The sequence below is a fragment of the Mobiluncus sp. genome (assembly GCF_985070215.1).
Genome location: NZ_CFKZQR010000007.1, coordinates 18,441 through 43,794, shown reverse-complemented (window position 1 = coordinate 43,794; position 25,354 = coordinate 18,441). Strand labels below are relative to the sequence as shown.

The 25,354-nt window shown below is 55.4% G+C and carries 21 protein-coding genes; 13 read left to right on the top strand and 8 right to left on the bottom strand.

The features are described from left to right. The first annotated feature begins 13 nt into the window (after positions 1–13). From AC5LBQ_RS02675 to secA, 3 genes are all read left to right on the top strand, one after another. On the top strand, positions 14–793 hold the full coding sequence (locus tag AC5LBQ_RS02675) for a ComF family protein (protein ID WP_295026447.1): 780 nt from the start codon (positions 14–16) through the stop codon (positions 791–793). A 164-nt stretch (positions 794–957) separates the two neighbouring features. Continuing rightward, positions 958–1,581 carry a ribosome hibernation-promoting factor, HPF/YfiA family gene (hpf, locus tag AC5LBQ_RS02670; RefSeq protein ID WP_282922161.1) on the top strand — a complete coding sequence of 208 codons (624 nt, stop codon included), beginning with the start codon at positions 958–960 and terminating at the stop codon, positions 1,579–1,581. Positions 1,582–1,831: 250 nt separating this feature from the next. Continuing rightward, positions 1,832–4,678, top strand: coding sequence for a preprotein translocase subunit SecA (gene secA, locus AC5LBQ_RS02665; RefSeq protein WP_491680933.1), 2,847 nt, complete (start codon positions 1,832–1,834; stop codon positions 4,676–4,678). A 10-nt stretch (positions 4,679–4,688) separates the two neighbouring features. Here the strand turns inward: secA and AC5LBQ_RS02660 are convergent, their stop codons facing one another. Further along, the gene (locus tag AC5LBQ_RS02660) at positions 4,689–5,495 is read right to left on the bottom strand and encodes an Rv3235 family protein (RefSeq protein ID WP_493264548.1); all 807 of its coding nucleotides are present in this window, start codon (positions 5,493–5,495) and stop codon (positions 4,689–4,691) included. Positions 5,496–5,680: 185 nt separating this feature from the next. Between AC5LBQ_RS02660 and AC5LBQ_RS02655 the strand changes: the two genes are divergently transcribed. Next, positions 5,681–6,190, top strand: coding sequence for a hypothetical protein (locus AC5LBQ_RS02655; RefSeq protein ID WP_493264547.1), 510 nt, complete (start codon positions 5,681–5,683; stop codon positions 6,188–6,190). 87 nt (positions 6,191–6,277) lie between these two features. Here the strand turns inward: AC5LBQ_RS02655 and AC5LBQ_RS02650 are convergent, their stop codons facing one another. Beyond that, on the bottom strand, positions 6,278–6,496 hold the full coding sequence (locus AC5LBQ_RS02650; protein ID WP_282922157.1) for a helix-turn-helix domain-containing protein: 219 nt from the start codon (positions 6,494–6,496) through the stop codon (positions 6,278–6,280). 104 nt (positions 6,497–6,600) lie between these two features. On the opposite strand from AC5LBQ_RS02650, the gene AC5LBQ_RS02645 reads away from it, so the two are divergent. Genes AC5LBQ_RS02645 through AC5LBQ_RS02635 form a run of 3 tightly spaced genes read left to right on the top strand, consistent with a single transcriptional unit; the run spans position 6,601 to position 9,090 of the window. After that, the gene (locus tag AC5LBQ_RS02645; protein ID WP_307741863.1) at positions 6,601–7,236 is read left to right on the top strand and encodes an SAF domain-containing protein; all 636 of its coding nucleotides are present in this window, start codon (positions 6,601–6,603) and stop codon (positions 7,234–7,236) included. Beyond that, positions 7,233–8,561, top strand: coding sequence for a CpaE/TadZ family protein (locus AC5LBQ_RS02640; protein WP_493264546.1), 1,329 nt, complete (start codon positions 7,233–7,235; stop codon positions 8,559–8,561). The genes AC5LBQ_RS02645 and AC5LBQ_RS02640 overlap by 4 nt, the downstream gene beginning before the upstream one ends. After that, positions 8,554–9,090 carry a DUF6912 family protein gene (locus AC5LBQ_RS02635; RefSeq protein ID WP_493264545.1) on the top strand — a complete coding sequence of 179 codons (537 nt, stop codon included), beginning with the start codon at positions 8,554–8,556 and terminating at the stop codon, positions 9,088–9,090. The genes AC5LBQ_RS02640 and AC5LBQ_RS02635 overlap by 8 nt, the downstream gene beginning before the upstream one ends. On the opposite strand, the gene AC5LBQ_RS02630 is transcribed toward AC5LBQ_RS02635, so the two are convergent. Genes AC5LBQ_RS02630 through AC5LBQ_RS02620 form a run of 3 tightly spaced genes read right to left on the bottom strand, consistent with a single transcriptional unit; the run spans position 9,087 to position 14,572 of the window. Continuing rightward, entirely contained in the window at positions 9,087–12,263 is a 3,177-nt protein-coding gene (locus tag AC5LBQ_RS02630; RefSeq protein WP_493264544.1) for an AAA family ATPase, read from the bottom strand. The genes AC5LBQ_RS02635 and AC5LBQ_RS02630 overlap by 4 nt on opposite strands. Continuing rightward, positions 12,260–13,717 carry an exonuclease SbcCD subunit D gene (locus AC5LBQ_RS02625; protein ID WP_493264543.1) on the bottom strand — a complete coding sequence of 486 codons (1,458 nt, stop codon included), beginning with the start codon at positions 13,715–13,717 and terminating at the stop codon, positions 12,260–12,262. The genes AC5LBQ_RS02630 and AC5LBQ_RS02625 overlap by 4 nt, the downstream gene beginning before the upstream one ends. A gap of 60 nt (positions 13,718–13,777) precedes the next feature. Next, entirely contained in the window at positions 13,778–14,572 is a 795-nt protein-coding gene (locus AC5LBQ_RS02620) for an inositol monophosphatase family protein (protein WP_297346141.1), read from the bottom strand. Between the two features lie 68 nt (positions 14,573–14,640). Between AC5LBQ_RS02620 and aroA the strand changes: the two genes are divergently transcribed. The 3 genes from aroA (at position 14,641) to AC5LBQ_RS02605 (ending at position 20,957) form a co-directional block, all read left to right on the top strand. After that, entirely contained in the window at positions 14,641–16,026 is a 1,386-nt protein-coding gene (aroA, locus tag AC5LBQ_RS02615; protein ID WP_493264542.1) for a 3-phosphoshikimate 1-carboxyvinyltransferase, read from the top strand. Next, on the top strand, positions 16,023–17,081 hold the full coding sequence (gene rsgA / locus AC5LBQ_RS02610; RefSeq protein WP_307741857.1) for a ribosome small subunit-dependent GTPase A: 1,059 nt from the start codon (positions 16,023–16,025) through the stop codon (positions 17,079–17,081). The genes aroA and rsgA overlap by 4 nt, the downstream gene beginning before the upstream one ends. Before the next feature lie 150 nt (positions 17,082–17,231). Then, positions 17,232–20,957: a multifunctional oxoglutarate decarboxylase/oxoglutarate dehydrogenase thiamine pyrophosphate-binding subunit/dihydrolipoyllysine-residue succinyltransferase subunit gene (locus AC5LBQ_RS02605; protein ID WP_493264541.1), complete on the top strand. Its 3,726-nt coding sequence runs from the start codon at positions 17,232–17,234 to the stop codon at positions 20,955–20,957. Positions 20,958–21,081: 124 nt separating this feature from the next. On the opposite strand, the gene AC5LBQ_RS02600 is transcribed toward AC5LBQ_RS02605, so the two are convergent. The 3 genes from AC5LBQ_RS02600 to AC5LBQ_RS02590 all read right to left on the bottom strand — a co-directional run bounded on the left by AC5LBQ_RS02600 (position 21,082) and on the right by AC5LBQ_RS02590 (position 22,119). Further along, a complete protein-coding gene (locus AC5LBQ_RS02600) occupies positions 21,082–21,156 on the bottom strand; it encodes a 50S ribosomal protein bL37 (RefSeq protein WP_370446369.1) in 75 nt (24 codons plus the stop codon). 103 nt (positions 21,157–21,259) lie between these two features. Continuing rightward, a complete protein-coding gene (locus tag AC5LBQ_RS02595) occupies positions 21,260–21,535 on the bottom strand; it encodes a zf-HC2 domain-containing protein (protein ID WP_493264540.1) in 276 nt (91 codons plus the stop codon). Beyond that, positions 21,532–22,119, bottom strand: a complete 588-nt coding sequence (locus AC5LBQ_RS02590) for a sigma-70 family RNA polymerase sigma factor (protein ID WP_493264539.1) — start codon at positions 22,117–22,119, stop codon at positions 21,532–21,534. The genes AC5LBQ_RS02595 and AC5LBQ_RS02590 overlap by 4 nt, the downstream gene beginning before the upstream one ends. Before the next feature lie 206 nt (positions 22,120–22,325). Between AC5LBQ_RS02590 and AC5LBQ_RS02585 the strand changes: the two genes are divergently transcribed. The 3 genes from AC5LBQ_RS02585 (at position 22,326) to AC5LBQ_RS02575 (ending at position 25,300) form a co-directional block, all read left to right on the top strand. Then, positions 22,326–22,787: a DoxX family protein gene (locus AC5LBQ_RS02585; protein ID WP_493264538.1), complete on the top strand. Its 462-nt coding sequence runs from the start codon at positions 22,326–22,328 to the stop codon at positions 22,785–22,787. A gap of 118 nt (positions 22,788–22,905) precedes the next feature. After that, positions 22,906–24,273, top strand: coding sequence for a hemolysin family protein (locus AC5LBQ_RS02580; protein WP_491680769.1), 1,368 nt, complete (start codon positions 22,906–22,908; stop codon positions 24,271–24,273). Continuing rightward, positions 24,266–25,300, top strand: a complete 1,035-nt coding sequence (locus AC5LBQ_RS02575; RefSeq protein WP_282922143.1) for a hemolysin family protein — start codon at positions 24,266–24,268, stop codon at positions 25,298–25,300. The genes AC5LBQ_RS02580 and AC5LBQ_RS02575 overlap by 8 nt, the downstream gene beginning before the upstream one ends. The last annotated feature ends 54 nt before the right edge of the window (positions 25,301–25,354 follow it).

The following is a 25,354-nucleotide window of genomic DNA, read 5'->3' as shown; positions in this document are numbered from 1 at the left end:
TAAGGAACGCGCTATGGTGGTTTTCTCGGGTTTCTGGGACGCGGCAGGTGAACTGGGAAAGGTATTGCTGCCCACGGAATGCGTTGGCTGCGGGGCTTGGGATGAAGAAATCTGTGACACCTGTCTGGCGCAGATGCTGGGACGACCGTTCCCGCTGCAGATTGCTGAGGACGAGGATAATGTAACAGACGTTCCAGTATTTGCCATCGCCAAATATGACGGCCCGATGCGGCGCGTAGTTTTGACTGGTAAGCATGATAAACGGCGGGATCTACGCCGGTATTTCACAGCGGCGGGTCAATCGGCAGTGCAGGGCTTGGTGTCAGAAGGCCTGCTAGCTAGGGACAAATTTGGAACTGACGGTACAATCCGGCGGGAGGTTTTCGTAGTCCCAGCCCCTTCCACCCATCCCCGTGATCCTTCTGAAGTCGCTGCCGCATTCGCTCAGGGCGCGGCGCGGGGATTGGTGCGAGCGGGACTGTGTCGTCAGGCGTCAGTGCTGGAAATCCTGGAACTCGCGGCAGGCTCCACGACTCAAGCTGGCCTGGGGTGGGAATCTCGCAACTTGAATCGGCACGGCAAAATGCAGGTTCGTGGCAGTACAGCGGTGGCAAAACGCGAACTTGCCGGCAAGAGCCTGCTGATAATCGATGATGTCAGTGCCACCGGGGCGACTTTGAGAGAAATGATTCGCGTTTTGTCCGGTTTAGACGCAGCTGTCCTCGCGGGGCTGGTTTTCGCTTCATCACGGCGCGAAATGCCAGTATCTTCCCCGGAGAATTCCGAAAAGTAAGTGGAAGTCCTGCACGGCTTTGCGGTGTGCTCTAAAATATAAAGCACATGCAAAAATCGCAGGTGACACACCGGAGTGCACCTGTGTGAGAAAGAGGTGAGAACCGAACACTCCGTCCCAGCAAATGATAGTTGGAACCCAATTCCTAACCTAAGGAGGCCCTCATGGAAATCACCGTGAAAGCACGTAATGCTGAAATCCACCCGAATTTTCGGGAATACATCGAGGAAAAAATGGCCAAAGTGGAGCAGCTGGCTCCCCGTACGCAACGTGTCGATGTGGAACTGACGCATGAAAAGAATCCGCGACAAGCTGATACTGCGGAACGTATCGAACTGACTGTTCTCGGCAAAGGGCCGGTGGTGCGGGCGGAGGCGTCTTCGTCAGACCGCTACGCCGCTGTGGATATTGCCGCCGGAAAACTTTTTGAGCGTTTGCGCCGAGCTCGGGATCGGGCTAAGGACCACCGCAAATACGAGATTCCACCGGACGTGGAATTGGATGTGCAGATTCCGGAAACGGCTGAGGCTCCCGTCGCTAAGCCGCCCTTGAAACTGGGTGAGTCTCGTGAGGAGCAGTTGGGTGATTCTCCCGTTATTGTGCGTGAAAAACTGCACGAAAGCCGGGCTATGAGTGTTGAGGATGCCCTGGATGAGATGGAATTGGTGGGCCACCCGTTCTACCTGTTCATTGACTCCGAGACCGCGCAGCCGGCGGTGGTTTACCACCGGAAAGGCTGGACCTATGGCGTGATTCGCCTAGACGCAACCTGCAAGCTGAACGACTAAGTTTAAGGCCGGACCCTGGGACGCAGTCCCAGGGTCCCTCTTTATTTATCTCCGGTGAGCCAAAGCAACTGCCCCCAAGAACCGGAGCTTCGCGCCTCGCTTTCGCGAAGCTAGGCGCTTTCAACTAAAATGGTCGAGGCTGAGTCATCACGGTCGGGCCAAACCCCTGACAATCGTAGATAAAAGGCTGTTTGACCTCAATGGATAGCCCCATAAGGCCATCCCATAGACCTGAAAAGGAAGGCAAAACGTGTCCTTACTTGATAAGTTCATGCGCATCGGTGAAGGTAAAGTCCTCAAGAAGCTGGTGAAAGTAGCTGATGCGGTGGACCTGCTTGAAGACGAATACCGCGAGCTGAGCGATAGCGAACTGAAAGCAAAGACTGACGAGTTCAAGCAGCGCCTGGAAGAGGGCGAGAAACTTGACGACCTTATGATTGAGGCTTTCGCAACTGTTCGTGAAGCCTCCGATCGGGTGCTCGGACTGCGTCACTTCCGGGAACAGATTATGGGCGGGGCGGCCTTGCACTGGGGCAACATTGCCGAAATGAAAACCGGTGAAGGCAAGACTTTGGTAGCCACGCTGCCCTGCTACCTGCGGGCGCTGAGCGGCAAAGGCGTACACGTCGTCACCGTGAACGATTACCTGGCGTCTTACCAGGGCGAATTGATGGGACGCGTATACCGTTACTTGGGTCTGAGCACCGGCATCATCATGGCTCAGATGGATCCCGAGGAACGCCGCAAACAGTACAACTGCGACATCACTTACGGCACCAACAACGAGTTCGGTTTCGATTACCTGCGCGACAATATGGCGCAACGAGTCGAAGACCTGGTGCAGCGGGAACACAACTACATCATCGTCGATGAGGTGGACTCCATCCTCATTGACGAAGCCCGTACCCCCCTGATTATCTCCGGTCCCGCCCAGGGTGATGTCAACCACTGGTACACGGACTTCGCCAAGATTGTCCAGGATTTGCATCCTGGCGAAGACTACGAGGTGGACCAAAAGAAACGCACCGTGGGGGTCTTGGAACCCGGCATTGACAAAGTTGAGGACTACCTGGGTATCGACAATCTCTATGAGGTCGCCAACACGCCCCTGATTGGGTTTTTGAATAACGCCATCAAGGCTAAAGAGCTGTTTAAGCTGGATAAAGACTACATTGTCACCCCGGAAGGGGAAGTGCTGATTGTTGATGAGCACACTGGGCGTGTCCTGCCCGGAAGGCGCTACAACGAAGGGATGCACCAGGCGATTGAAGCTAAAGAAGGCGTAGAAATTAAGGCTGAAAACCAGACTTTAGCCACGATTACTCTGCAGAACTACGTGCGTCTCTACCCGAAGGGTTCACGTGCCGGCATGACCGGTACCGCTGAGACTGAGGCCGCCGAATTTAACGATGTTTACAAGATGGGCGTGGTGCCGATTCCCACGCACAAACCCATGATTCGCGAGGACAAAGACGACGTGGTGTACAAAACCGCCGAAGCGAAATTCAACGCGGTCGTTGAGGACATCGAAGAAAACTATCATCGCGGTCAGCCTGTCCTGGTCGGCACCACCTCGGTGGAGAAATCCGAATACCTCTCGCACTTGCTGAACCAGCGGAAGATTCCCCACCAGGTGTTGAACGCGAAACAGCACGAACGTGAAGCTGCAGTTGTGGCGATGGCTGGCCGAAAGGGCCAGGTCACAGTCGCGACCAACATGGCCGGGCGCGGTACCGATATTATGCTGGGCGGCAACGCCGAATTCTTGGCGGTACAGGATTTGAAAGACCGCGGGCTGGATCCGGAGGAAAACTCTGAAGAATACGAGGCTGCTTGGCCTCAAGCCTTGAAGGATGCCAAAGCCAAGGTGGCTCAGGAACACGACGAGGTTGTGGAACTTGGTGGACTCTACGTCTTGGGCACGGAACGCCACGAGTCGCGCCGTATCGACAACCAGCTGCGCGGTCGTGCGGGACGTCAAGGAGACCCCGGTCGCTCCCGCTTTTACCTGTCGATGGAAGACGAGCTGATGCGTTTTGCCAACCAAGGCTGGCTCGGCAACGTGATGCGTTCGAGTCTGCCCGAGGACATTCCCATGGAGTTTAAGATGGTTTCCGGCGCGATTCGTTCGGCGCAAACCCAGGTGGAGGGGCGTAACGCGGAAATCCGTAAGAATGTTTTGAAGTACGACGATGTGATGACTGAGCAGCGCGAAACTGTCTACGGGGAACGGGGACGAGTGCTGCGTGGGGAGGACCTCTCGGCCACGGTTGACTCCTTCATCGAGGGCACAATTGCGGATGCGGTTGCGCAGGCCACGGACCTTCCCGATACTAGCGAATGGGATTTGAAGACCTTGTGGGCGGGGCTAAAGAATCTCTACCCGGTGTCGCTTTCGGTGGAGGATTTGGAAAACGCGGTGGGCGGTAAATCGGCTTTGACCACGGATTTCATCACCGAACAGTTGGTCGATGACGCCAAGTTGCAGTATGAGCTAGCTGGTAAGTCTTTGGCGGAAAATCCCATTGCGCAAGCCCAGCTGGGCGATGAACCGATGAAGGAGTTGGAACGGCGAGTTCTGCTTTCGGTGGTGGATCGGCTGTGGCGTGAGCATCTGTACGAGATGGATTACCTGAAGGAAGGCATCGGGCTGCGGGCGATGGGCCAGCGCAACCCCCTGGTGGAATATAAGACTGAGGGTTACCTCATGTTCAGCGCCATGATGGGACGTATTAAGGAAGAGACTGTCCAGAATGTGTTTGGGTACGTCAAGGCCTTTGTCGATGCCCTGGAGCGCGCTGAAGCCGCAGCTCAGGAAGCTGGGGAGGCTGGCGAAGGCCAGGCGGAAGTAACGGAAGAGCCGACGCCGGACAGTAAAGCGCCTCTCTCTAAGAGCGCGGCAAAAAAGAAAGCCCGCAACTTTAAGAAATCCGGGCGCAGGGCCGGTCTGAAATCGGTATCTGCTAATCGCACGGTTATGGGCGATACCGGACATCAGGCTATGAACTCACAAATCTCTTATTCCAGCGATGGCTCCACTGAACAAGCTCCGCAGGGCAACAGAGCGCAGCGTCGTGCGGCAAAACGGCGGGGTTGAGGGTCTCAGTTTAGCCCAGGCGAATCGCGGCAATCATCCATTGATTGCCATGATTTTCTAAGGTTAGCGCGGCGGCACGAGTCCGCTGGCCGTCGTTGAGTACGACAACCGCTTCGTGAGTGGTCGCGGAGGTAGCCCGGCTGTGGGCGCTGAGCACCCTCACTGGTGACACCCGGCGTGTCTTGCCTCCGATGAGTCCCGGTTGTGGCTTTTGCTTGGAGCCAATAGCGTTTCGGTGCTGTTCGAGGTAGCGATAAGCCTGCGGCGAGGCCCAGCGAGTCATTTGGGACAAAGGGCGCATGCCCTCAATGATTTCTAGCCCGCACCGAGCCATCTGAGCGGCCCAAACTCGAGGGGAATGTTGAACATCCTCGATGAATGATTTCCCTTGGGGCCTTACGGGGGCTGGGTCCGTCCCGATGTTTCCGGATTTTTCCGTTTGGTGCTGCGGAGCTGTCGATTGCCATGTCTGGCCCCTTTGGGCATAAGTTGCCTTGACTAAACTCCGCAAGGACGGCTTGGCGACCTGACGGCGTTTCAAGGCAGGACCGACTACTGGCTGGAGTGGCTGGTTCGTCACGAGTGCGGCGGCGTGCTTCAGATCATTTTGGCCAGACTCGTGATGCTTGACCTCCTGCTGGAATCCCCGTTCGGTCTCCATCAGTAGATTTTCGGTAACTTCGGTGGTCATCGGCTGCGAGCTCACCTCAGAAGGGAGGGATATTGAGGACGCGGGAGAGGTGCTGAGCGCAGGGCGAGTCGCTTCGGCAGAGTCATTGGTTTCGGCAGTATTGGGTTCAAGAAGTGCGGTTTCCATAGTATTTCCCTTTGTTAGCAAGTTTTATTTAGTTATTGCACGTTTGATAGCGTTTGATTCCTTATCCTAAGATTTTTTTCGTTTCTTTGTCAATATTCGGCTTTTTAAGGCTGTTTACAGCATTCTTGGTAGCCAGTAATATGTTTTGCTTCTCCCGCTGCGGCGGGTGAGTTAGACTACAGGACGTGGAGCATGACGATTATCTTGATGATCTCTCGGCTGATTTCGCGGCGAAGCTGCGCGCACAGCGACAAGCCGAAGCGACTGAGTTGTCGGCGGCGGATGCGGCGGAGGTGACTCTCTCCGGTCGTTTATTAGCCAGTAAGGGCACTGCGGTCGAGATTCGGCTCATCAACGGGGAATCGCTGCGTGGTGAAGTCGCTGATGCTGCAGCGAGTTGGCTGATACTGCGCTTGCTGCGTATGGATATCTTCATAAGGTACTCGGCCATCGAAGTAGTTTCCGGCCTGGGGACCGTACCGCAATGGCCCACTTTGGTTGAAGCGAGAATTCCAGGCACAGTGAAGCTGCGCGAGTTTGCCGCCACCCGCCGCGAAGTCCAATTCACCACTCACAACCAGACTTTGAAAGGCTACATTGAGAGAGTTGGTGCGGACTTTGTGGATATTGTCGATCACGGTCGCCATGAAGCCATTGCACTGTCTGGACTTCTCTATGTCTCTTGCCCGCGTTGAGGAGCACTACTGGGAATAAAAAACGTCAACCCCCGCCAGGTGTGTAACCAGGAGCGGTTAATCAAGCGGGGGCTGTGAAAGAAAGGGCTAGTCCACCAAGGCTGCCCCGGAAGCGATTTTTTCCTCGCTTTGGGCGTATTGTCCCTTGATATATTCCTCCATTGCAGATTCCTCGATGCGCCAGAGGCCGCGCCCGCCAATCTGGATAGCTTTGAGCTCTCCGTTATTGATGAGGTTACGCACTGCGCCGTGAGAAACCTTCAGCATGTCAGCAACATCAGCAATAGTGTAAAAATTATATCCCATGAGTTTATGGTACATCAAATGACACAAAACCACAACAAAAACGTTCCTATGCTTCGATAATTTAATGATATAAAGCCTATTAAGGAGAATTCAGGGAGGCCTGTATGCCCATTGGTTCGGAAATATCAAGCAAATCTCGGTACTTGAATCGGCGTACCGCACTGGGAATCGTCCTGATGGTACTGGCTGTAATCCTGGTCATAGTTACGGTGCGGCTGGCCAGCCACCTGGAAGGTTACTTGGTGGCAAAAACAACCCTCGTTGCGGGACATACCGTGCAATCCAGTGATGTTGAAGTTATTTCGGCAAACCCGGGGCGGGCAGCGGGTCTGTACCTGCGTGAAGGCGAGCTAAAGGAAGGCAGCGTGGTCGTGCAAACTATTGCCGGCGGACAGCTGCTCCCCAAAACCTCGCTGAGCCAAACCGAACCCTACAACAAACGGATTGTCCTTGAGCTAGCAGCACCCCTGCCAAGCAGTGTAAAAAAGGGAGATTACCTCGAAATTTGGCAACTCCCTGACGAAAAATCAGCCAGTGTCTTTGACAAGAATCTCCCGTTGAAAAATGCTCAAAAGCTGGCAGATAAAGCCGTGTTCCTGGCGGAAAAAAACTCGGAAACGGCGCTCGGGTCGAAGAACAAAACGAATGTAGAAATCAGCGTACCGGAAGAGGACTTGTCTCCTATCTTGGCCGCTATCGGTACAAAAACCCCGCTGATGGCGATACCGGTGGCATCATGAGTTTTATCGGGGTGGCGACTTGCCTGCATCCAGATTTGGAAGCGGACATCATCAGGACCATTGAGTCAGATTCTCTGCCCCTGCAAGTCATCCGGCGCTGCCGTGACGCCACGGAGCTATTATCGATAGCCAAGGCGCACCTGGTGCAGCTGGTAGCGGTGGATACCGAGATGCTGGAACTGGAGGGAGCCACCGTCCAGGAACTAGCCGCTGAAAATGTTGCTATCATTGCCTTTGCCCCTCTGGAGGACGTGGATCAGTTGAACAGCCACGGGGGGATTTCGGTTTTAGCCAAAGCGGATCCCCGAGTGGAAGAGCCTGAACAGAGTGAGGCAGCCCGTCTGCTGGAACAGATGATGTCCACCCTGATGCCTCCGCCGCCTCCCAACCCTCGTGAGGAATTCGGTAACGATAATGCTGAATTGGCCGGTTCAATAGGTCAGATTGTCGCTTTTTGGGGTCCGGTGGGCGCACCGGGAAAGTCTACGCTAGCTTTGAACATAGCCTCGCGTTTACGTAACTTTGGTCGGGTTCTGCTGGTCGATGCCGATACGGTCGAGTCGTCTCTGGTACAGATGCTGGGGATTGCTTTAGACACTTCCGGGGTGGTGACCGGTTGTCGTTTAGCGGAACAAGGAAAGCTAAAGCCAGAAAGTTTTCCGCAGCTGGTGACGCGGGTGGGCTTCGGAGTTGATTTGTTGACCGGACTGACCAAGGCGGAGCGGTGGCGTGAGGTCGGCCAGCACGCGTTGTCAGCTCTTTTAGAGATGGCTCGGATTAACTACCGCTGGATTCTGGTGGATTTGGCGAGTGGTGCAGACGACCAGTCGGATTTGCTGGCGGCTATGGGGCCGACTCGTTACGGGGCTGCCTTAGGAGCGTTTGACGTTGCCGACTTGGTGGTGGAAGTTGGTCTGGCTGACCCGGTGGGGATTCGCCGGCTGCTGGTCAACCACAATTGGGCTCGTGAACAGGAACTTTGGAGCTGCCCGACGTTGGCGGTAGTGAATCGCGGGAGGGCTTCCGTGGGAGGGGCGAACTGGCGCAATTCCATAGTTCGTGTGGTGTCCGCTTCGGTTTCAAACCTGCCGGTGACGGTGGTGCGAGAAGCTGGAGAAGATTTTGACCGTGCTCTGGTGGCTGCTTGTGATGTGATGACGGCGAATCCTCACGCTGCGGTTCTGGAGGACCTGGAAGGGCTGCAGAATGAAATTTTTAAACAACTCGGTTTGCTTCCTCGGCGCGGCTCGGGACGGAGCAGGACTCGGGAGAGCAAACTTTTGAAGTTCAAACGTGGCGAACAGAAGGAACCAGAAAATGAGTGAAGCCCTCCAACGGACGAAAACGATTCGTGCCTACATTGCGCTGTGTCCCCAATCCCTACAGGACAAGACCTGGGAGGGTGCGCCGGTCACGGTCGTGGACGGGGCCTGGTGCGCCGCTGCCGGTTTTCCTGCTCCCAGTAAGCTGCACGGGGAGGATCGAGAGGTGGCGGAAGATGAGGCTTTACACGCCGCCGCTTTGAAATCTTTAGACGCGCAAACCGAAAGCTCCCAGCCGCTCCGGGTGGTGGCGGTGGCGGAAGTCGCGGACACGGACCTGCAACCCTGCCACCCGGAATTGGCTGGAGGATACATCCTGACCAGACCGATTCAGTATTCTGAAGTGGTTTCCTACCATGTAGACGAGCCGGCGGCTGGCGCAGAAGTGGCAAAACTAGCGCAGCTACGCGCGGGGCAGGCCGCCCGTGCGGCAGGGGCGGGGGAGTCCACCCAGGACTTAGAGTTTCCGGAACTGTTGTGGTTCGACGGCTCCGAACTCGAGGTCCTGCGAGAATTCCTGGGCTTGAGCTAGACCGTATCCAAACCGTTGATTTGTAGGTAGGAGCCAATCTTGCGTTTCCCGCCTGGTTTCAGTTCCGTGGTGTTGCCGCTGTGGTAGTTTCGCACCTGAACCTGGAGGGGAATTTCCTCTTGCAGTTCACTGACGTGTGAGATGATTCCTACACAACGTCCTCCCTCCTTCTGCAGACTATGCAGCGTGTACATGACTGCCTCTCTGGTGTCATTGTCCAAGGTGCCGAAACCTTCATCGATGAAAATGTTTTCCAGGGTGATGCCGCCCCTTTCTCGTTGCACGACTTCGGAAAGCGCCAAGGCAATAGCGAGTGAACAGTAAAATTTTTCGCCCCCGGACAGCGACTTTGGCGGTACCACCTTGTCCTGAGCGCCGTTGTACATTTCGATGCCCAGTCCGTGATATTTCTGATTGCGGTCCGACTCATAGTTTTCGTTATGCCTGATTTCGTAGTATCCCCCGGACACATCAGAAATCAACTGGTTAGCTACAAAAGTCACCTGTCCCAGACGCTTGCTCAAGTAGTAAGCACTCAAAGTAGTTTTCATCGTGTTCTCCCCATTGAGTACTTGAGATAAACGTTCATAGCCGGCAATCTTTGACGCTTTTGCGTCCCATTCCTGTTTGGTCTGTTCGTACCTTTCCTTGTGGGTGCACAAATTTTGGTGGGAACTATCCAAAGACGCCGACTGTTGGGTGAGAGAGTGATACTCCTGCTTGCTGGCTTCGGTAGCTGCTCGAAGGCTCTCCAGGTCGGGGGGCTTGACTGCAGCTTTGTCTCGGTACACGTCGGTATCCAGTTTCGCGCGCAGTTCGGCTACTTCGTTGCGGTGAGAAGAAACTGTTTCTTGGTCAGTCTCCAGAAGCTGGCGAGGTTTGGCATAGGTCTGGGCTTCGGCTACTGACTTGAAACCGTGGTCTGTCAATGACTTGCGCAACGTTTCATGAGCGCTAATCCACTCTTGGCGGATTGGCAGCCAGGAATCATAAAACTTGGCGAGCTGTTTGACCGCGTCCAGACTGTGCTGGTTCGTATCTAACAAGTCTTGCGGGTCAGAATTGGAACCAAAATCCGCCAACTCCGCTCGAATTTTGTCAGCAAGCGCCTGAATATCCTCGTGGAGATTTTCAACCTCCGAGCTTAATCCTGCTTCCTGTTTGATGAGTTTTTCACGCTCGGTTTGGTTTTGTTTGTCTGATTCTTCCAGTTCGGAAATTGTCTTTTCCAACTTGGGTACTTGCTTGCTAGCTACGGCGGATTCACTGACGGCCTTCTCAGCGTCAGCGAGGGCAGCAGCCAAGGACTTTATATCCCGGCCCTGGAGCTGATCCGTAACTGTTTGCAATCTGGCGCTAATCTCAGTTTCCTTATTGTTTGCGTCAGACAGCTTGTCGTGAGCTTTTTTGGCTTCGCTCGCAGCTGCTTCATAGTCCTGAAAGGTTGTTTTGTCAGCCGTTTCGGCTGCGGGATGCGGATGATCCAGAGAACCGCAGACCGGACATGACTCCCCGTCCTGCAACTGTGCCGCCAAGCGAGACGCCGCGGTATCAGACCATTTTCGCAAAACGGACTCGGCGTTTTCCTGTGCCCGGTCGTAGCTTTCTTGCAGCCGGGCAGCATTTTTCGTGGCAGCTTTCAAATCCTTGGCTAACTTTTCAGCCGATTTTGCCCAATCGTGGTGCTCCTGAGCATTTTTCAACTCTGTCTGCCGGCTGGGCAACCCGTCCGCAAGCTGCTTCTGTTCTCGCAGTATCTGGCGCTGTTTGTCCAGCGTTTCTGTGTTTTTTTTAGCGGTGTCGCTGAGCTGGCGAATCTGACTGCGCAGAGACTTCAGCTGTTCTTCCTTACTGTTGGCAGCGGTAGTTTTTTGACTCTGAAGGGAGAGATTGGCTTTGATGGCCTCCAGCCTCTTTTGGTTGTCATTAATCTTTTCGCTCATCTCATCGCGCAGGTCAGACAAATTGGTGCTGGGTTCCTCCCCTTCTAACCAGGTTTGCAATTTTGTGTCCGACAGCTTGGATACTCGGTCCCTAAATTCGGCTAAATCCGTATCGTTATCGACCAGCTGTGTCAAAGAACCAAGAATACTGGCACGCTGGTGCTCGGCTGACCGGTAAGGTTTCTGCTCTGCCTTCTCGCTGTCCATGACGGCGTTGGCATGCACGGCTTTCTGGTTGCGTTGGTCCAGTTGTTCAATTTCGGTTGTCTTTTCGGAAAGTTCGGCAAGTCTTTCAGTCATCCGTCGTGCCTCTGAGATGACGCTCTGCTCGGTTTCCGCTGTAGTGAGTTTTGTCTGAGCTGCTTGGTATTTTTTCTGAGCTTGCTCGGCGGCGTCTGTAACCTTAGTGGCTTCTTCGCGCAAAATTTTGGCGGCGCTAGCAAAGAGGGGCTCTCCGGCTTGCTCCAAGGCGGAAATCGACTGCGCCGCCCCGTCTTTTGCCACTGCAAATTCCTCCAATGCTTTGCTCCAAGCGGTTTCATTTTCACCAGTAATCTCAATGTTGGAAAGATCCGCATACACAGTTGTGAGAAGCTCACCTAGACGTCTGGTGTACTCTTTGGTGGTTTCCTTGCCTTGAGAGGCACGTTCCTTAGCGGCTTTTTCCATGGCAATAAAGCATTCCGCCCCGAAAAGATTGGATAAAACCTCATGCCGTTCGGCAGCCCCTGCGGTCAGGAACTGCTGAATCTGGCCTTGGGGAAGTATCACCGTCTGCAGAAAATGTGATTTCTCCAGGCCGAGGATACTCACTACCTCTTTCGTTACGTCTCTACCTATCGCAATGGGTTCGGTAACGTTGTCAAAATCCGGGGTATCTGACACCTTGAGCTGGGCTATGGATTGAGTGAAAGACTTACGCCCTGGCTTCGTAAAGGTCACCGTGCGACGCAGCTCATAGAACTTGTCGTGGGCTGAGAACACCAGTACGACCTCAGGAGGGTAGTCCTTGTCCCAGTAGTAGGAGAGAATACGATCTGTTGTGGAATCTCTCTCACCGGCTACGTCCCCATACAGAGCGTAGACAATTCCGTCCAGGATAGTGGACTTACCCGATCCGGTATTGCCCGTAATTAAGAACAGTCCCGACTCGGCCAGCGCATCCAGGTCCAAGGTGGTGCGCTCGTAAAAACTTCCCACCCCTTCAAGAGTAAGTTTATGGAATTTCATTTCTCTGTCCCCCCAACAGTGTCTTCATATATTTCGTTTAGCAAAGCAAGGTCTTCCTCTGTGTCAATGCCACAGGTACGTAAGAATTCGGTGGCAATCTCTAACTCAGAAAGCTCCCGAAACTCTGCGCCAGATTGCAGCGTCCCGTTCAGAGTGCCCTGGGAATGGGTGAGCTTCAACATTCGCGGGAAAACCGCTTTCAGTCGGTTATAAGCGTTTGGCGGCAAGGTCGTTTCAGTCAGGTTAATGCTGCAAAAGGCCTGATGCCAGGACTGGTAGCGGGAGTCGTCCGGGTTCGTGAGGTCCTCAATACTGCCCTGTAGTCGTGTGACTTTATAAGGCACTATCAAGGGTAGCTTCTCGACCTCCACCTGGTGATCGGGGTGAACCTCGACCAAAAGGGTGCATTTCTCGTTGCTCTCACTAACCCGATAAGGCAGAGGAGACCCCGCGTACCAGGCCGTGGCTTCAGTGCCATCTACCGGATACGCCCCGTGAATGTGTCCCAGTGCTAGATAATCAATGCCGTTGTATCCTTCCGGGCCTCCGGCGAAATAATCCAACATAGAAACCGGGATCGGAGAGAGATTTCCCAGCGGTTCCACTTCTTTATTCGGATCGACCTGTGTTAGATAGTCATGAGCCATCGCGAGGACCGGCACGTCCGTGTTCCTCCGTTTCAGGTCCCTCCCGATGCGAAGCAGCGCTGCCGCAAACAGCACTTCCGGTTTTGCTGGGAGCAACGGTGCCGGCTCATCGAAATGACAAATCCCGTCAGCACCGATCCACGGAGGTAGCTCCGTCCGTTCCAGATGCAGAGGTAGTTCGGGGAAGGAGTAGACCCGTGCTCCGAGTTCACTGTCGGGATCAGGAAACGTGCCGTCCTGGGCAGCTTTCATCGCGGTATTGAGTTGTCGCAGGTCTTCCCCCATGCCACGCAGTAGCTCGGCAAACAGCACGGCCGGGTTCCCCGGGAGGAACGGTGCCATGTCCTCAACCTGACGAAATCCGTCCTCATCAACCCACGTGGATAGCTCCGCGCGATCCTGGTAGGGAGACAGGTAGGGGATGGGGTAGACCAGCGCACCGAGTTCACCGTCGGGTCCCGGGACCTCGATAGCGGTACCAACCTGGGCAGCTTTCGTCACGATATTGACTTCCGGCAGAGTGAATCCCTTGGCAAAACCGAGCCGGGAGGCTCCATCGTGGTTACCGGCAATGAGGATGATTCGAGTCATTTGTCGTGCCTCATTCAAAAAACCGGACAATTTGTCCAAATCCGCATCACTCGGATTGGGTTTGTCCAATACGTCGCCCGAAATCAGCAAAGCATCGGGACGGTGCGCTTCAATTTGCGTCAGGATTTGCTCCAGGAAGTAATCCTGGTAGGGGGCTAGGTCATAGTTCATAAAGTCCCGGCCGAGATGCCAATCAGAGGTGTGTAAAAACTTCATGACTCAAGCATAAGAGCAACCCCGAAGGCGAAAATTTAAGAGTTTTGCAAACCTCACAAATTAGTCTGTTTCTGAGCCGATATACTGCAAAACTTGGGAATGCAGACGGCCGTTGGTAACTACTGCCCCCGGCCCGTTCACGCCATCCTCACCGGTGAGGGACGTGAACTTACCGCCAGCTTCGGTCACGATGGGGTAGAGCGCCCCCATGTCCCACAGGTTCAAGTCCGGTTCCGCCGCAACGTCCACCGCGCCTTCTGCCAGCAGCATATAGGACCAAAAATCGCCGTAGGCACGAGTCCTCCATACCTGCTGAGAGAGATTCATGAAGCCCCGCAAACGATGAGCCTCGGCCCATTCGCCGATGAGCGCGTAGGAGAAGGAAGCCTGATTCAGGTTAGAAATACGTGAAACCTGCAACTGACGCGCCGAGGAACGCGACCGCCCAGTCCACGCCCCGCTGCCTGCGGCAGCCCACCACCGAAACCCTAGGGCGGGCGCACTAACCACCCCCATCACCATCTTGCCGTCCTCCATCAGCCCAATGAGAGTAGCCCACACCGGAACCCCGCGGAGAAAGTTCGCAGTACCGTCAATCGGGTCGATGACCCATTTTCGGGCTGCCAAACCGGTACTGCCTTCTTCCTCGCCCACGATGGCATCTCGAGTTCGCGAATGTGACAGATGCCGCCGGATGAGTTTTTCAGCAGCTTTATCCGCATCGGTTACCGGCGTCAAATCCGGTTTATCGCTGACTTCCAAATCGGGAGCCAAGAAACGCTTGGTGGTCAGGGCGTCTACCTGGTCTGCCATAATCAGGGCTAACTGTAAATCTTCCTCCCAGCGACTACTCATGTTCTAAACCTATCCCTTGAAGGGCTGTAAAACGGTCAACGGCGCGATTTTTCCATTAAGCTGAACCTATGCAAGCAACAGTTTGGCGGGCTCCCCACGCGAAAGGTCCCGTTTTCGGTGCGGTGACGCTGCCGGGTTCAAAGTCTTTGAGTGCCAGGGAATTGTTGCTCGGTGCCATCAGCGATACTGAGGCCTCTCTCACGGGGGTTCTGTACGCCCGCGACACGGACCTCATGGTGCAAGCGCTGCGCTCGTTGGGGGCGGTTATCGAGCCGTGGCCCCCAGTTGTGGACCAACCGGTACAGATTACCCCTCTGACCCAACTGTGGTCGCAGTCAACTTCCGCAGTTTCTCCGGGTGGTTTGCGGGATAATGTTCCCGTTACGGTGGATTGCGGTTTGGCTGGAACTGTCATGCGTTTTATCCCCGCTGTGGCGGTGGCATTGGGGCGCGCCGTGCGGTTGGTCGCCGATACACAAGCAAATACGCGCCCGATGCGGCCTTTGTTGGATGCTCTGACTCAGTGGGGAGCCCATGTCGAGTACGAATCCCCGGATGGGAGGGTATTCCCCTGCACGATTTATCCTCCCGTGGGGCGCCCCGCCGCGGAAGTCACCATAGATGCTACAGCTTCCTCGCAGTTTATTTCAGCTCTGTTGCTGGCTGCGCCGCTGCTGCCCGATGGCTGTACCGTTCGTTCCAAAACTGCGGCGCTACCTTCGCTGCCACACATCGAGATGACTTTAGAATGCCTGTCTCAACACGGAGTTACCGTTGCGCAGGGTCTGTCCGAGGAGGGCAAGCCTTTCTGGCATGTGGCCCCAGAGCCGGTTTTGGGTCAGGACGTTCTCATCGAACCGGATCTCTCGAACGCGGGACCGTTCTTGGCTCTGGCAGGTATTGCCGGGGGGCGGATTTCTATCCCCACTTGGCCCGCGAACACCACGCAGGCAGGAGCAGCCTGGCTGGAGATTTTGCCGAGAATGGGCCTGCACGTGGAGTGGAACTACGGAGTGTTGACGGTTTCCAGTCGAGGTCCGCTATGGCCGATAGACGCCGATTTCACCGCGGTGGGCGAGCTGGTTCCCACCGTGGCGGCTTTGGCCGCCTTCGCCCCCGGAACCTCCCGATTGCGCGGTTTGCACCACCTGCGGGGTCACGAGACGGACCGTCTCGAAGCGCTGCGCACCGAACTCACGACCATCGGTATTCCTTGCGAAATCACCCCGGAGGACGACCTCGTGATTACCGGTGTCAGTCCCTCCCGGCTTCGGGACAAAGACTCGGAATCTCCCCCGCTGCTGCTGCACAGTTACGGGGATCATCGGCTGGCGACCTTTGCGGCGCTCCTAGGATTGTACTACCCGGTACAAATCGATGATATCGGCGCCACCTCCAAAACTCTGCCAGATTTCACAAAAATGTGGGAACACCTGTTGGGAGCAGCCTCTTGAGTCGCCGCGACATTGGCACGGATGATCCGCGAGTACACGTACGTCCGGGGAAAGGCAGCCGCCCCCGCACTAAGAAACGTCCCAGTTTTGCGCACGCTGAGCCCGGTATGGTCATCGCCGTGGATCGGGGTCGTTTTACGGTAGCGCTTGGCGCAAACCGCATGGTGCAAGCTGTTAAAGCCCGGGCGCTGGGGCGAAAGGGCGTCATCGTAGGGGACCGGGTGGGCGTGGAAGGAGACACTTCCGGCACTCCCGACACTTTGGCTCGCATCGTCACCCTGGGAGATCGCCAAACCGTCCTGCGCCGCAGCTTTGACGAATCCGAGGCCGGAGCGCGCGAAAAACTCATCGTCGCCAATGCCACTCAGATGCTAATCGTGGTCGCAGCGCGTGACCCAGAACCGAAACGCGGCATGATTGACCGGGCGATAGTGGCGGCTCTGGACGCGAAAGTCACCCCATTGCTGGCGGTGACGAAAACGGACTTGGATTCCGCCCAGGAACTTATCGCGGACTACGAAGCTATCGGAATAACAGTGTTTGCCCTGAACAGAGACCTCTACGAACCCGCTGTTCCGGCGCTAGCACTAGCCGAGACATGCCCCCAGACCGCACCGGCCCCCACTGTCGCCCGGGGACTGGTGGCGCTCCAGAAACAGCTGACCGGTGAAATCACGGTAATGCTAGGCCACTCGGGGGTCGGCAAATCTACCCTGGTGAACGCGCTGGTGCCGGGCGCAAATCGGGCGACTGGGACAGTCAACGAAGTAACCGGTAAAGGCCGGCACACTTCGACCTCGGCGGTCGCCCTTCCGGTGGCTGCACAAGGGTGGCTTATCGACACTCCCGGAGTGCGCTCTTTTGGTTTGGCACATGTTGATGCGGCGGGATTGCTGCGCGGATTCCCGGAACTTTACGCGATAGCCCGGGACTGTCCGCGAGGCTGCACTCACGGTGCGGACTCCCCGGATTGCCTATTGGATGGACACCCGGAACTAGCGTTGCGTTTGGCGTCCTTCCGAAGCCTCTTGACCGAGATTCCGTCAGCCTACTGAAAAGGGAAAGTCCGCAAATCCCCAAGGATAACTCGAACTATAGTAAATCTTTGTCAAGGGCTGAGAAATAAGGTGAAATTCCTAGGCTAAAAGTCCTAAATTAGGAGCACAACGGAAAAAATTTCCAATGACCTTGAAAGGGAAAATACAGTGGCCGAGACACAGTCGTCGAATAATTCAGCCTCCGAAGAAGTTATTGCACAGCTTCACGCCCAATACCTCGCGGATAAAAGTTCAGTTCCCCCCGAATGGCAGTCGTATTTCCAACAGATGGAAAGCCTGGGATTGCTGCCGGGTGCCACCGCTGGCACCGCTTCCGAACTCACAGAAGCCGGTGAAACAGCTGAATCTGGTGAGGAATCCCGCCCCACCGGTCTTGATGCCCAACACTCCGATCGCCCGCCACTGCCACGTTCGGTCGTTCACGCTCCGACTTCGCCCTACGCTGCAATGGTGGCAAAGCAGCATTATGATGCGGCAAAGGCCACCGTCAAAGGGGAGGATCGTTCCGAACGGCTGAAGGGTGTTCCCGCCGCGATTGCGAAAAATATGGATGCTTCGCTATCAGTGCCGACCGCGACGTCTTACCGCCAGATTCCGGCGAAAGTTTTGATTGAGAATCGTACCCAGATTAATGACCACCTGAAGCGGACTCGCGGCGGCAAAGTATCCTTTACCCACTTGATTGGCTACGCCATCGTGGAAGCCTTGGTGGAAACTCCTGACGTCAACGTGCGCTACCGCCTGGAGGACGGTAAACCGCATATTGACCATTTCGCGCACGTTGGTTTTGGACTGGCGATTGACTTGCCCAAGGACGATGGTTCGCGTCTGCTGGTCACGCCGGTCGTCCACAAAGCCGACACCCTGTCTTTTGAAGAATTCGTCCGCGCATACGAAGAACTCGTGAAAAAGGCTCGTGACGGCAAGCTGGGAATGGAAGACTATTCCGGCTGCACGGTGACCCTGACCAATCCGGGAACCTTGGGTACCCTCATGTCGTCGCCTCGCCTGGTGCAGGGCCAGGGCTGCATCATCGGGGTCGGGGCGACGAATTACCCGGCAGAATGGGCCGGTGCTTCGGAAGAACAGCTGGCTCAGGCCGGTATCGGCAAGATTATGCACATGTCTTCGACCTATGACCATCGGGTCATTCAAGGGGCCCTGTCCGGCTCTTTCCTGGGGCTAATCGAAAAGAAACTCAAGGGCGAAGACGGATTCTACGAACGTGTCTTTGATTCCATGAAGGTTCCCTACGCGCCTTTCAGCTGGGCGCGTAACAACGATTACAGCGGGCCCGGGGAGCTGTCCAAAGACGCGCGAATTACGCGGTTCATCCACGCTTACCGTTCCCGTGGACACTTGATTGCGGATGTGGATCCCCTGGATTATCGGGTGCGTCGCCATCCAGACTTGAAACTCGGGGCCTACGGGCTTTCTATCTGGGATTTGGATCGGTATTTCCCGGTGGGACGACTGGGCGACAAACACAATGTTGACATGAAGCTGCGCGACATCATGACCCAGCTGCGTGATACCTACACTCGTACTGCGGGCATCGAATACATGCATATTCAAGACCCCGAACAGCGCACCTGGATGCAGGAGGAAATTGAGCGTCCCTACGAGCCGCCGAGCAAAGAAGTCCGTCACGCCATTATGAACCGTTTGAATGCGGCGCAGGCCTTCGAGGACTTCTTGCAGACCAAGTATGTCGGTCAAAAGCGCTTTAGCTTGGAGGGCGGCGAATCGCTAATTCCTCTGATGTTGCGGATTATGGACGATGCCGCTCATGATGGCTTGGCTGGGGTGACCATTGGGATGGCTCACCGTGGCCGGTTGAACATGCTGGTGAACGTGGCCGGTAAAACTAACAACCAGATCTTTGCCGAATTTGAAGGCAACATGGATCCCGGTTCAGTTCAGGGCTCCGGGGACGTGAAGTATCACATGGGCACCGAGTCCATCTACGAGTCGTACGAGGGCAAGACCACCAGCGTCTATATCGCGGCTAATCCCTCTCACTTGGAAGCTGTGAACCCGGTGGTTGAAGGTATTGTCCGAGCTCAACAGGATAAAGTCGGTATCGAGGGCGACTACGGTTACCTTCCCGTGCTGATTCACGGCGACGCAGCTTTCATCGGTCAGGGCGTCGTCTATGAGACGCTCAACATGAGCCAGCTCAAGGCCTACGCCACCGGCGGGACGGTGCACATCATCGTGAATAACCAGATTGGTTTCACGACTTCTCCGACCAATGCCCGTTCCACAAACTACTGCACTGATCTGGCTAAAGGCTTGCAGGTGCCGATTTTCCACGTGAACGCTGACGATCCTGAGATGGTCACGCGGGTAGCTGGTCTGGCTTACCGTTTCCAGCAAAAGTTCCACAAGGACGTCATCATTGACCTGATTTGTTACCGTCGCCGCGGGCACAACGAAGGCGATGATCCGTCGATGACTCAGCCGGTGATGTACCACCTCATTGACACCCATCCAACCACCCGCACGGTTTACATGAATAACCTGATTGGCCGTGGCGATCTCTCGGATGAGGAAGCGCAAGCGGCGGTAGAGGATTACCACCAGAAACTGGAAAAGATTTTTGAGGAAACCAAGGAAAAGGGCTACACCCCGACGCGGCAAGGCGAACAGGGCGGCAACGACTGGGATTGGACCCTGCCCGCCGCTCAGACCGACGAGTCCGACGATATGATTGCTTGGACTTCAGCCATTCCGCGGGATGTAGTGGAAGCTATCGGCGATGCGCACGTGGATTACCCCGAAGGCTTCACCATGCACCCCAAGATTGAAAAGCTCTACGAAAAGCGTCAACAGATGTCTCGTGAAGGCAATATCGACTGGGGATTCGGTGAGCTGTTAGCGTTCGGGTCAATCCTGATGGAGGGCGCTCCCATTCGGATGTCCGGTGAAGATGCTCGTCGCGCGACTTTCGTGCAGCGTCATGCGGTCGCTCACGACTTCAAGACTGGTGAGGAATGGACCCCGCTGGAATTCTTAAGCGACAAACAGGGCAAGTTCATGATTTACGACTCGTCCCTGTCTGAGTACGCGCCCATGGGATTCGAGTACGGCTATTCGGTGGAACGCCCGGAAGCTCTCACTATTTGGGAGGCCCAGTTCGGAGACTTCTCGTTCGGCGGCCAGACCATGATTGACGAGTTCATCTGTTCGGCTCAACAGAAGTGGCATCAGCACTCCTCTCTGGTGCTGTTGCTGCCCCACGGCTTTGAAGGCCAGGGGCCCGACCACTCCTCGGCGCGTATTGAACGTTGGTTGAGTTTGGCCGCTCAGGACAATATGTGGATTGTCCAGCCTTCCACTCCGGCTAACCACTTCCATATGTTGCGTGAGCAGGCCTATCGTCGGCCGCGGACCCCGCTGGTCGTCTTTACTCCCAAGCAGCTGCTGCGTTTGAAAGCGGCGGTGTCTTCGGTGGAAGATTTCACTTCCGGTCAGTTCCAACGGGTCATTGGCGACCAGGGAAATCTGGATCCCAATGCGGTGACTCGCGTGCTGATTTGCACCGGCCGGTTGTATTACGACTTGGCGTCCGAACGCGCCAAGACAGGTGACAAAACCACAGCAATCGTGAGATTGGAACAGTACTACCCGCTACACGAGGATCTGAAGCCGATCTTGGCACAGTACCCCAACGCTGAACTGGTGTGGGCGCAGGACGAACCGGAAAATCAGGGGGTCTGGAGCTTCCTGAAGATACACCAGGATGCCTTCATCGGCGACCGCCCGATTCGCGTGGTGTCTCGCCCGGCGATGGCCGCTCCCTCTACCGGTTTGGCTTCCGTACACAAGCAGCAGGCCGCTGACCTAGTGTCGCGCGCTTTCGCCCGCTAAGAGCAGTCATAGTTTTCCCCGGAAGATATCGTTTCTTCCGGGGAAAACTGCGTTTCGGGTCCTTCAGTCTAAAAACACTGCGGGTGCGGGAAGTTTTCACTATCCCGCACCCGCCGTTCAAGCTTTAAGCATTGGGGCGTTTGCCGTGATTAGCGGCACTCTTGGACCGCGCCCGACGCTTGCGACCGCGTTTCGACATAACAGCCTCCTTCTGAAGTTCGTAATCAACCTGCCTATTTTCACACATTCCCGGCCTTCCCGCAAACCCGGAGGCGTTGTAGTGCTTCGAAAAATCCGTGCGGCTAACCGATTTTACGAATCTCTATCATGATGCGTTCTCGCAGCTCAATCGGAGCTTCACAGCGGCAGGATTGCCGCAGCAACGTGATGTAACGCTCCACCCGCAGGGATTCCTCGTGGCAGTTCGGGCAGTGGCGCAGATGCTCGTGGAAATGTTGGGCGGTGAGCAAGTTCATTTCCCCGTTCATGATTTCACGCATATTTTGCGTCACGGTATCGCAGTCGCAGTCGAACTCAGACGCGGGGGGCGTCTGTGAATCAAGGTTTTCTTCGCTCATGGCACCATCACCTCAGTTTCCACACGCTCACTCAACATTTTCCGCAGCTTCGTCCGTCCCCGGTGCAAACGGGACATGACTGTCCCGGAGGGAATATCGAGGATTTCCGCGATTTCTTTGTAAGCCAGACCTTCCACATCGGCTAGATACACCGCTTCGCGGTATTCATCGGGTAGGGAATCGAGGGCATCGAGGATATCTTGGGTCCCCAGACGATCCAAAGCTAGAGACTCCGCCGAACGGGCTTCTCGATTGGAATTATCTTGAGCCAGCTGATAATCCGTAATCTCAGCCATCGTTTCCGTGCGCGGTCGACGCTGATTCTTGCGATAAGAATTAATGAAAGTGTTGGTCATGATGCGATAAAGCCACGCCAAGAGGTTCGTTCCCTCCTGAAAAGAATCGAAACTTCGAAAGGCTTTCAAAAAGGTTTCTTGAACCAGGTCTTCGGCGTCGTGTGGATTCCTGGTCAGACGCAGCGCGCCGGAATAGAGCTGATTCAAAAACGGCATGACTTCCGTTTCAAAACGTTGCTCCGTTTCATTCGGTGTCCCTGGGGGTGCGGAGTTTACTGTTTCGCTCATCGTTGCCCAGTCTAAACCTGTGCAGGGCACGGGCGGGACAGATTGCGTCCGGTATGTCGCGCTCCTGGCACGAGCGGGCTTTGCGAGAGGTTTTTCCAAAGTTTGTCTCACACCTGTTCTAACCATATAAGGTGGTTTTTATTCCGTGCTGCCTAAAAACGTTTCGAAAAGGTGCTAACTGGTCGAAAAATGGGGACAATAGTGTTATGAGGACTTTGCTGCGTATTATTTCACGCCCGCTGCTGGCAGCGGTTTTCATTCATGATGGTCTCGACGCTTTGCGTAACCCCGCAGACCACGTGGAACGTTTCCGCAAGATGGAGCCGACACTGGAAAAGATTGGCCTGCCTCCCATGCTGACTTCGGACGCGAAATTGTTGTCGCGCCTGTCCGGAGCGGCTACAGCGGTGACCGCGATGGGGTTGGCCCTGGGGAAATCCCCCCGGATTTGCGCTCTCATTCTGGCGGTGGTGAATCTTCCTATCAGCGTGGTAAACAATCCGGTTTGGGCAGCGAATTCCACAGAGGAACGCAAAGAATACACCCGCGGCCTGGTAGCGGGAGGTTCTTTAGCGGGAGGCTTAGGGATGGTGCTGGCTGATGGTAACGGCCAGCCGTCTCTGCGGGTTCGCCGCGAAATCATCCGTGCCGCCACAGCTGGCAAATAAATACGGTGGTTAAACTGCAAGACAACCCGCGATTATCTTCTTGCCCTTGTCCTGGTCAAGTGCACCGTTATTGCTTCGGTTATTCCTGCCTGGTTTTTGTTGAGGTTGCACAAGGACGGTGGGTCGGTTGAGTCCCGTCGTGGCTGACTGGCTGTTGGTGGCGGTGGGGCTGGTTCTAACTTTGGTCACAGCTTTTTTTGTAGCCACTGAGTTTGCCTTCCTAGCTGTCGACTCCGCCAGAGTTGCGGGGCGCGCGGCTAACGGCGACAAGCGGGCTGCCCTCGTGAAAGACTCTATTTCTAATCTGTCTACCCAGCTGTCTGGTACTCAGGTAGGCATCACCTTGTCCACAATCATGGTGGGTTACACCACCCAAACAGCCATCGCAAACCTGGTGACACGTGGTTTGGGACACACCGGGATGGCTCTAGCCGCGGCCACGGCCCTGGGTGCGGTGGTCGCCCTGGTCATCACGAATCTGTATTCCATGGTCTTTGGTGAGCTCATTCCCAAGAACCTAGCGCTGGCTGACCCCATGAAAGCGGCCGCTTTTGTGGTGCGTCCGCAGCGGGCATTCACCTTTATTTTCAAGCCCCTCATTGTGGTGCTGAAGGCTTCGGCGAACTTCGTGTTGGACCGGATGGGCGTGGAAGTTGTGGAAGAACTGTCCGGGGCTCATTCAGCTCAGGAACTCGTGGCGATGGTGCGCCAAAGCGCCGAGGAAGGGCTGCTGGATTTATCGACTGCTTCCCTGTTTACCCGTTCGGTACATATTTCCGGGTTGGCGGCAAAAGACGTGATGACTGACCGTGGGCGGGTACACTACCTGACCCAGGATGACACCGCGGATGACCTCATTGCGAAAGCGCGGGAAACTGGGCATTCCCGTTTCCCGGTGATTGGACCGGACGGTTTGGACGACATCCTGGGATTCGCCAACCTGCGCCGGGCCGTATCCGTCCCCTATGAACGCCGCAGTGAAGTCGTGGTCACTTCGTCCTCGCTGATGTATGAAGTCCCTAGGGTTCCTGAAACGATGGGACTGGCGGATTTGATGGTGCTGCTGCGTGATGCCGGCAGCCAAACGGCGGTGGTGGTCGATGAGTACGGAGGCACTTCGGGAATCGTCACTTTGGAGGACGCGGTCGAGGAAATCGTGGGCGAGGTCGCGGATGAACACGATCAACACGCCGCCGGGATTAATCATCCCGTGGAAGGTGAATGGCTGGTTCCGGGGCTGATCCGTCCCGATGAACTGTTGATTCAAACCAAAGTGGAACTGCCTGACGAGGGCCCCTATGAAACCTTGGGGGGTCTGATTATGAACGAACTGGGCCACATTCCCTCGCAAGGTGAGACAGTCCTGGTCAACGGATACCTTTTGCGTGTCGAACAGATGGACGGTCGGCGTATCGACCGGGTTCGCATCACCCGCAACCCGGATTCCGACGAGCCGCTGAATTCCCCGGAGGCGACGCATGAGTGATTGGGTTGCCTTGGTTTTAATGGTGGTACTCCTGGCCATCAATGCTTTCTTTGTCGGGGCAGAATTCTCGTTTACGGCTTCGCGCAAAGCTGAGATTGAACCCCTGGTGAAAGACGGGAAACGCGGGGCGGCCTCCGCGCTCATCGCGGTAGAAAATGTTTCCGAGATGCTCGCCGTTTGTCAGTTGGGAATTACGTTGGCGTCTACCGGATTGGGGGTAGTGGCGGAACCGGCTATCGCGCACTTACTGCTACCGCTGGTGCTGCGGTTGGGTCTACCGCCAGTCAGCGCCCATTCCATAGCTATTGTTCTCGCTTTGTTGATTGTTTTGTATCTGCATGTAGTGGTCGGTGAGATGATTCCGAAATATACCTCGGTTTCGGCCCACACCCGGCTCATTTTGATTTACTCACCCCCGATGGTGGCGATTGAAAGGTCGCTGCGTCCCGTTATCAGCGCCATGAATCGCTTTGCGAACTCGGTGGTGAGGTTGTTTGGTTTGGAACCGCAACATGAAGTTGGGGTGAGTTTTACAGTCGAAGAAATGTCGTCAATCGTTGAGAAATCCCGTGAGCAAGGGGTTTTGGAGGACGACTTGGGGTTGCTTTCCGGGACATTGGAGTTTTCTGCGGAAGTTGTGTCGGGAGTGATGGTCGGTTTGGAGAACTTGGTGACTTTGCCAGCCGACGTGACTCCTGTAGAAGCAGAAAAGACTGTGGCGCGTACAGGTTTCTCGCGTTTTCCGGTTGTCGATGAAACTGGGAGCATTACCGGATACCTGCACATTAAAGATGTCATTGCCGTCGAGAAAGCATCTCGTGAAAAATCGTTGGAATCCTGGCGGATTCGCTCGTTAATTACTGTGACTCCGCAAATGGAAGTGGAAGATGCTCTGCGGGTGATGCAAAAGCAAGGTACTCACCTGGCTGGGGTGGTCGATTCAGAAAAGCCCGGAGTGGTGATTGGCGTGATTTTCCTGGAGGATATCCTGGAGGAACTGGTTGGTGAGGTTCGAGATTTGCTCTGAACAGGTGAAGCTATACACGGCACCATTTGACACTAAAACTCCACGATTTTTTCA

What these genes read in the sequence shown, in the direction of transcription:
- AC5LBQ_RS02630 (WP_493264544.1), bottom strand. Translation starts at nt 12,263, where the DNA reads ATGAAATTCCATAAACTTACTCTTGAAGGGGTGGGAAGTTTTTACGAG.
- AC5LBQ_RS02620 (WP_297346141.1), bottom strand. Translation starts at nt 14,572, where the DNA reads ATGAGTAGTCGCTGGGAGGAAGATTTACAGTTAGCCCTGATTATGGCA.
- AC5LBQ_RS02625 (WP_493264543.1), bottom strand. Translation starts at nt 13,717, where the DNA reads ATGAAGTTTTTACACACCTCTGATTGGCATCTCGGCCGGGACTTTATG.
- AC5LBQ_RS02575 (WP_282922143.1), top strand. Translation starts at nt 24,266, where the DNA reads ATGAGTGATTGGGTTGCCTTGGTTTTAATGGTGGTACTCCTGGCCATC.
- AC5LBQ_RS02590 (WP_493264539.1), bottom strand. Translation starts at nt 22,119, where the DNA reads ATGAGCGAAACAGTAAACTCCGCACCCCCAGGGACACCGAATGAAACG.
- AC5LBQ_RS02595 (WP_493264540.1), bottom strand. Translation starts at nt 21,535, where the DNA reads ATGAGCGAAGAAAACCTTGATTCACAGACGCCCCCCGCGTCTGAGTTC.
- AC5LBQ_RS02650 (WP_282922157.1), bottom strand. Translation starts at nt 6,496, where the DNA reads ATGGGATATAATTTTTACACTATTGCTGATGTTGCTGACATGCTGAAG.
- hpf (WP_282922161.1), top strand. Translation starts at nt 958, where the DNA reads ATGGAAATCACCGTGAAAGCACGTAATGCTGAAATCCACCCGAATTTT.
- AC5LBQ_RS02585 (WP_493264538.1), top strand. Translation starts at nt 22,326, where the DNA reads ATGAGGACTTTGCTGCGTATTATTTCACGCCCGCTGCTGGCAGCGGTT.
- AC5LBQ_RS02645 (WP_307741863.1), top strand. Translation starts at nt 6,601, where the DNA reads ATGCCCATTGGTTCGGAAATATCAAGCAAATCTCGGTACTTGAATCGG.
- AC5LBQ_RS02640 (WP_493264546.1), top strand. Translation starts at nt 7,233, where the DNA reads ATGAGTTTTATCGGGGTGGCGACTTGCCTGCATCCAGATTTGGAAGCG.
- AC5LBQ_RS02660 (WP_493264548.1), bottom strand. Translation starts at nt 5,495, where the DNA reads ATGGAAACCGCACTTCTTGAACCCAATACTGCCGAAACCAATGACTCT.
- AC5LBQ_RS02675 (WP_295026447.1), top strand. Translation starts at nt 14, where the DNA reads ATGGTGGTTTTCTCGGGTTTCTGGGACGCGGCAGGTGAACTGGGAAAG.
- AC5LBQ_RS02635 (WP_493264545.1), top strand. Translation starts at nt 8,554, where the DNA reads ATGAGTGAAGCCCTCCAACGGACGAAAACGATTCGTGCCTACATTGCG.
- aroA (WP_493264542.1), top strand. Translation starts at nt 14,641, where the DNA reads ATGCAAGCAACAGTTTGGCGGGCTCCCCACGCGAAAGGTCCCGTTTTC.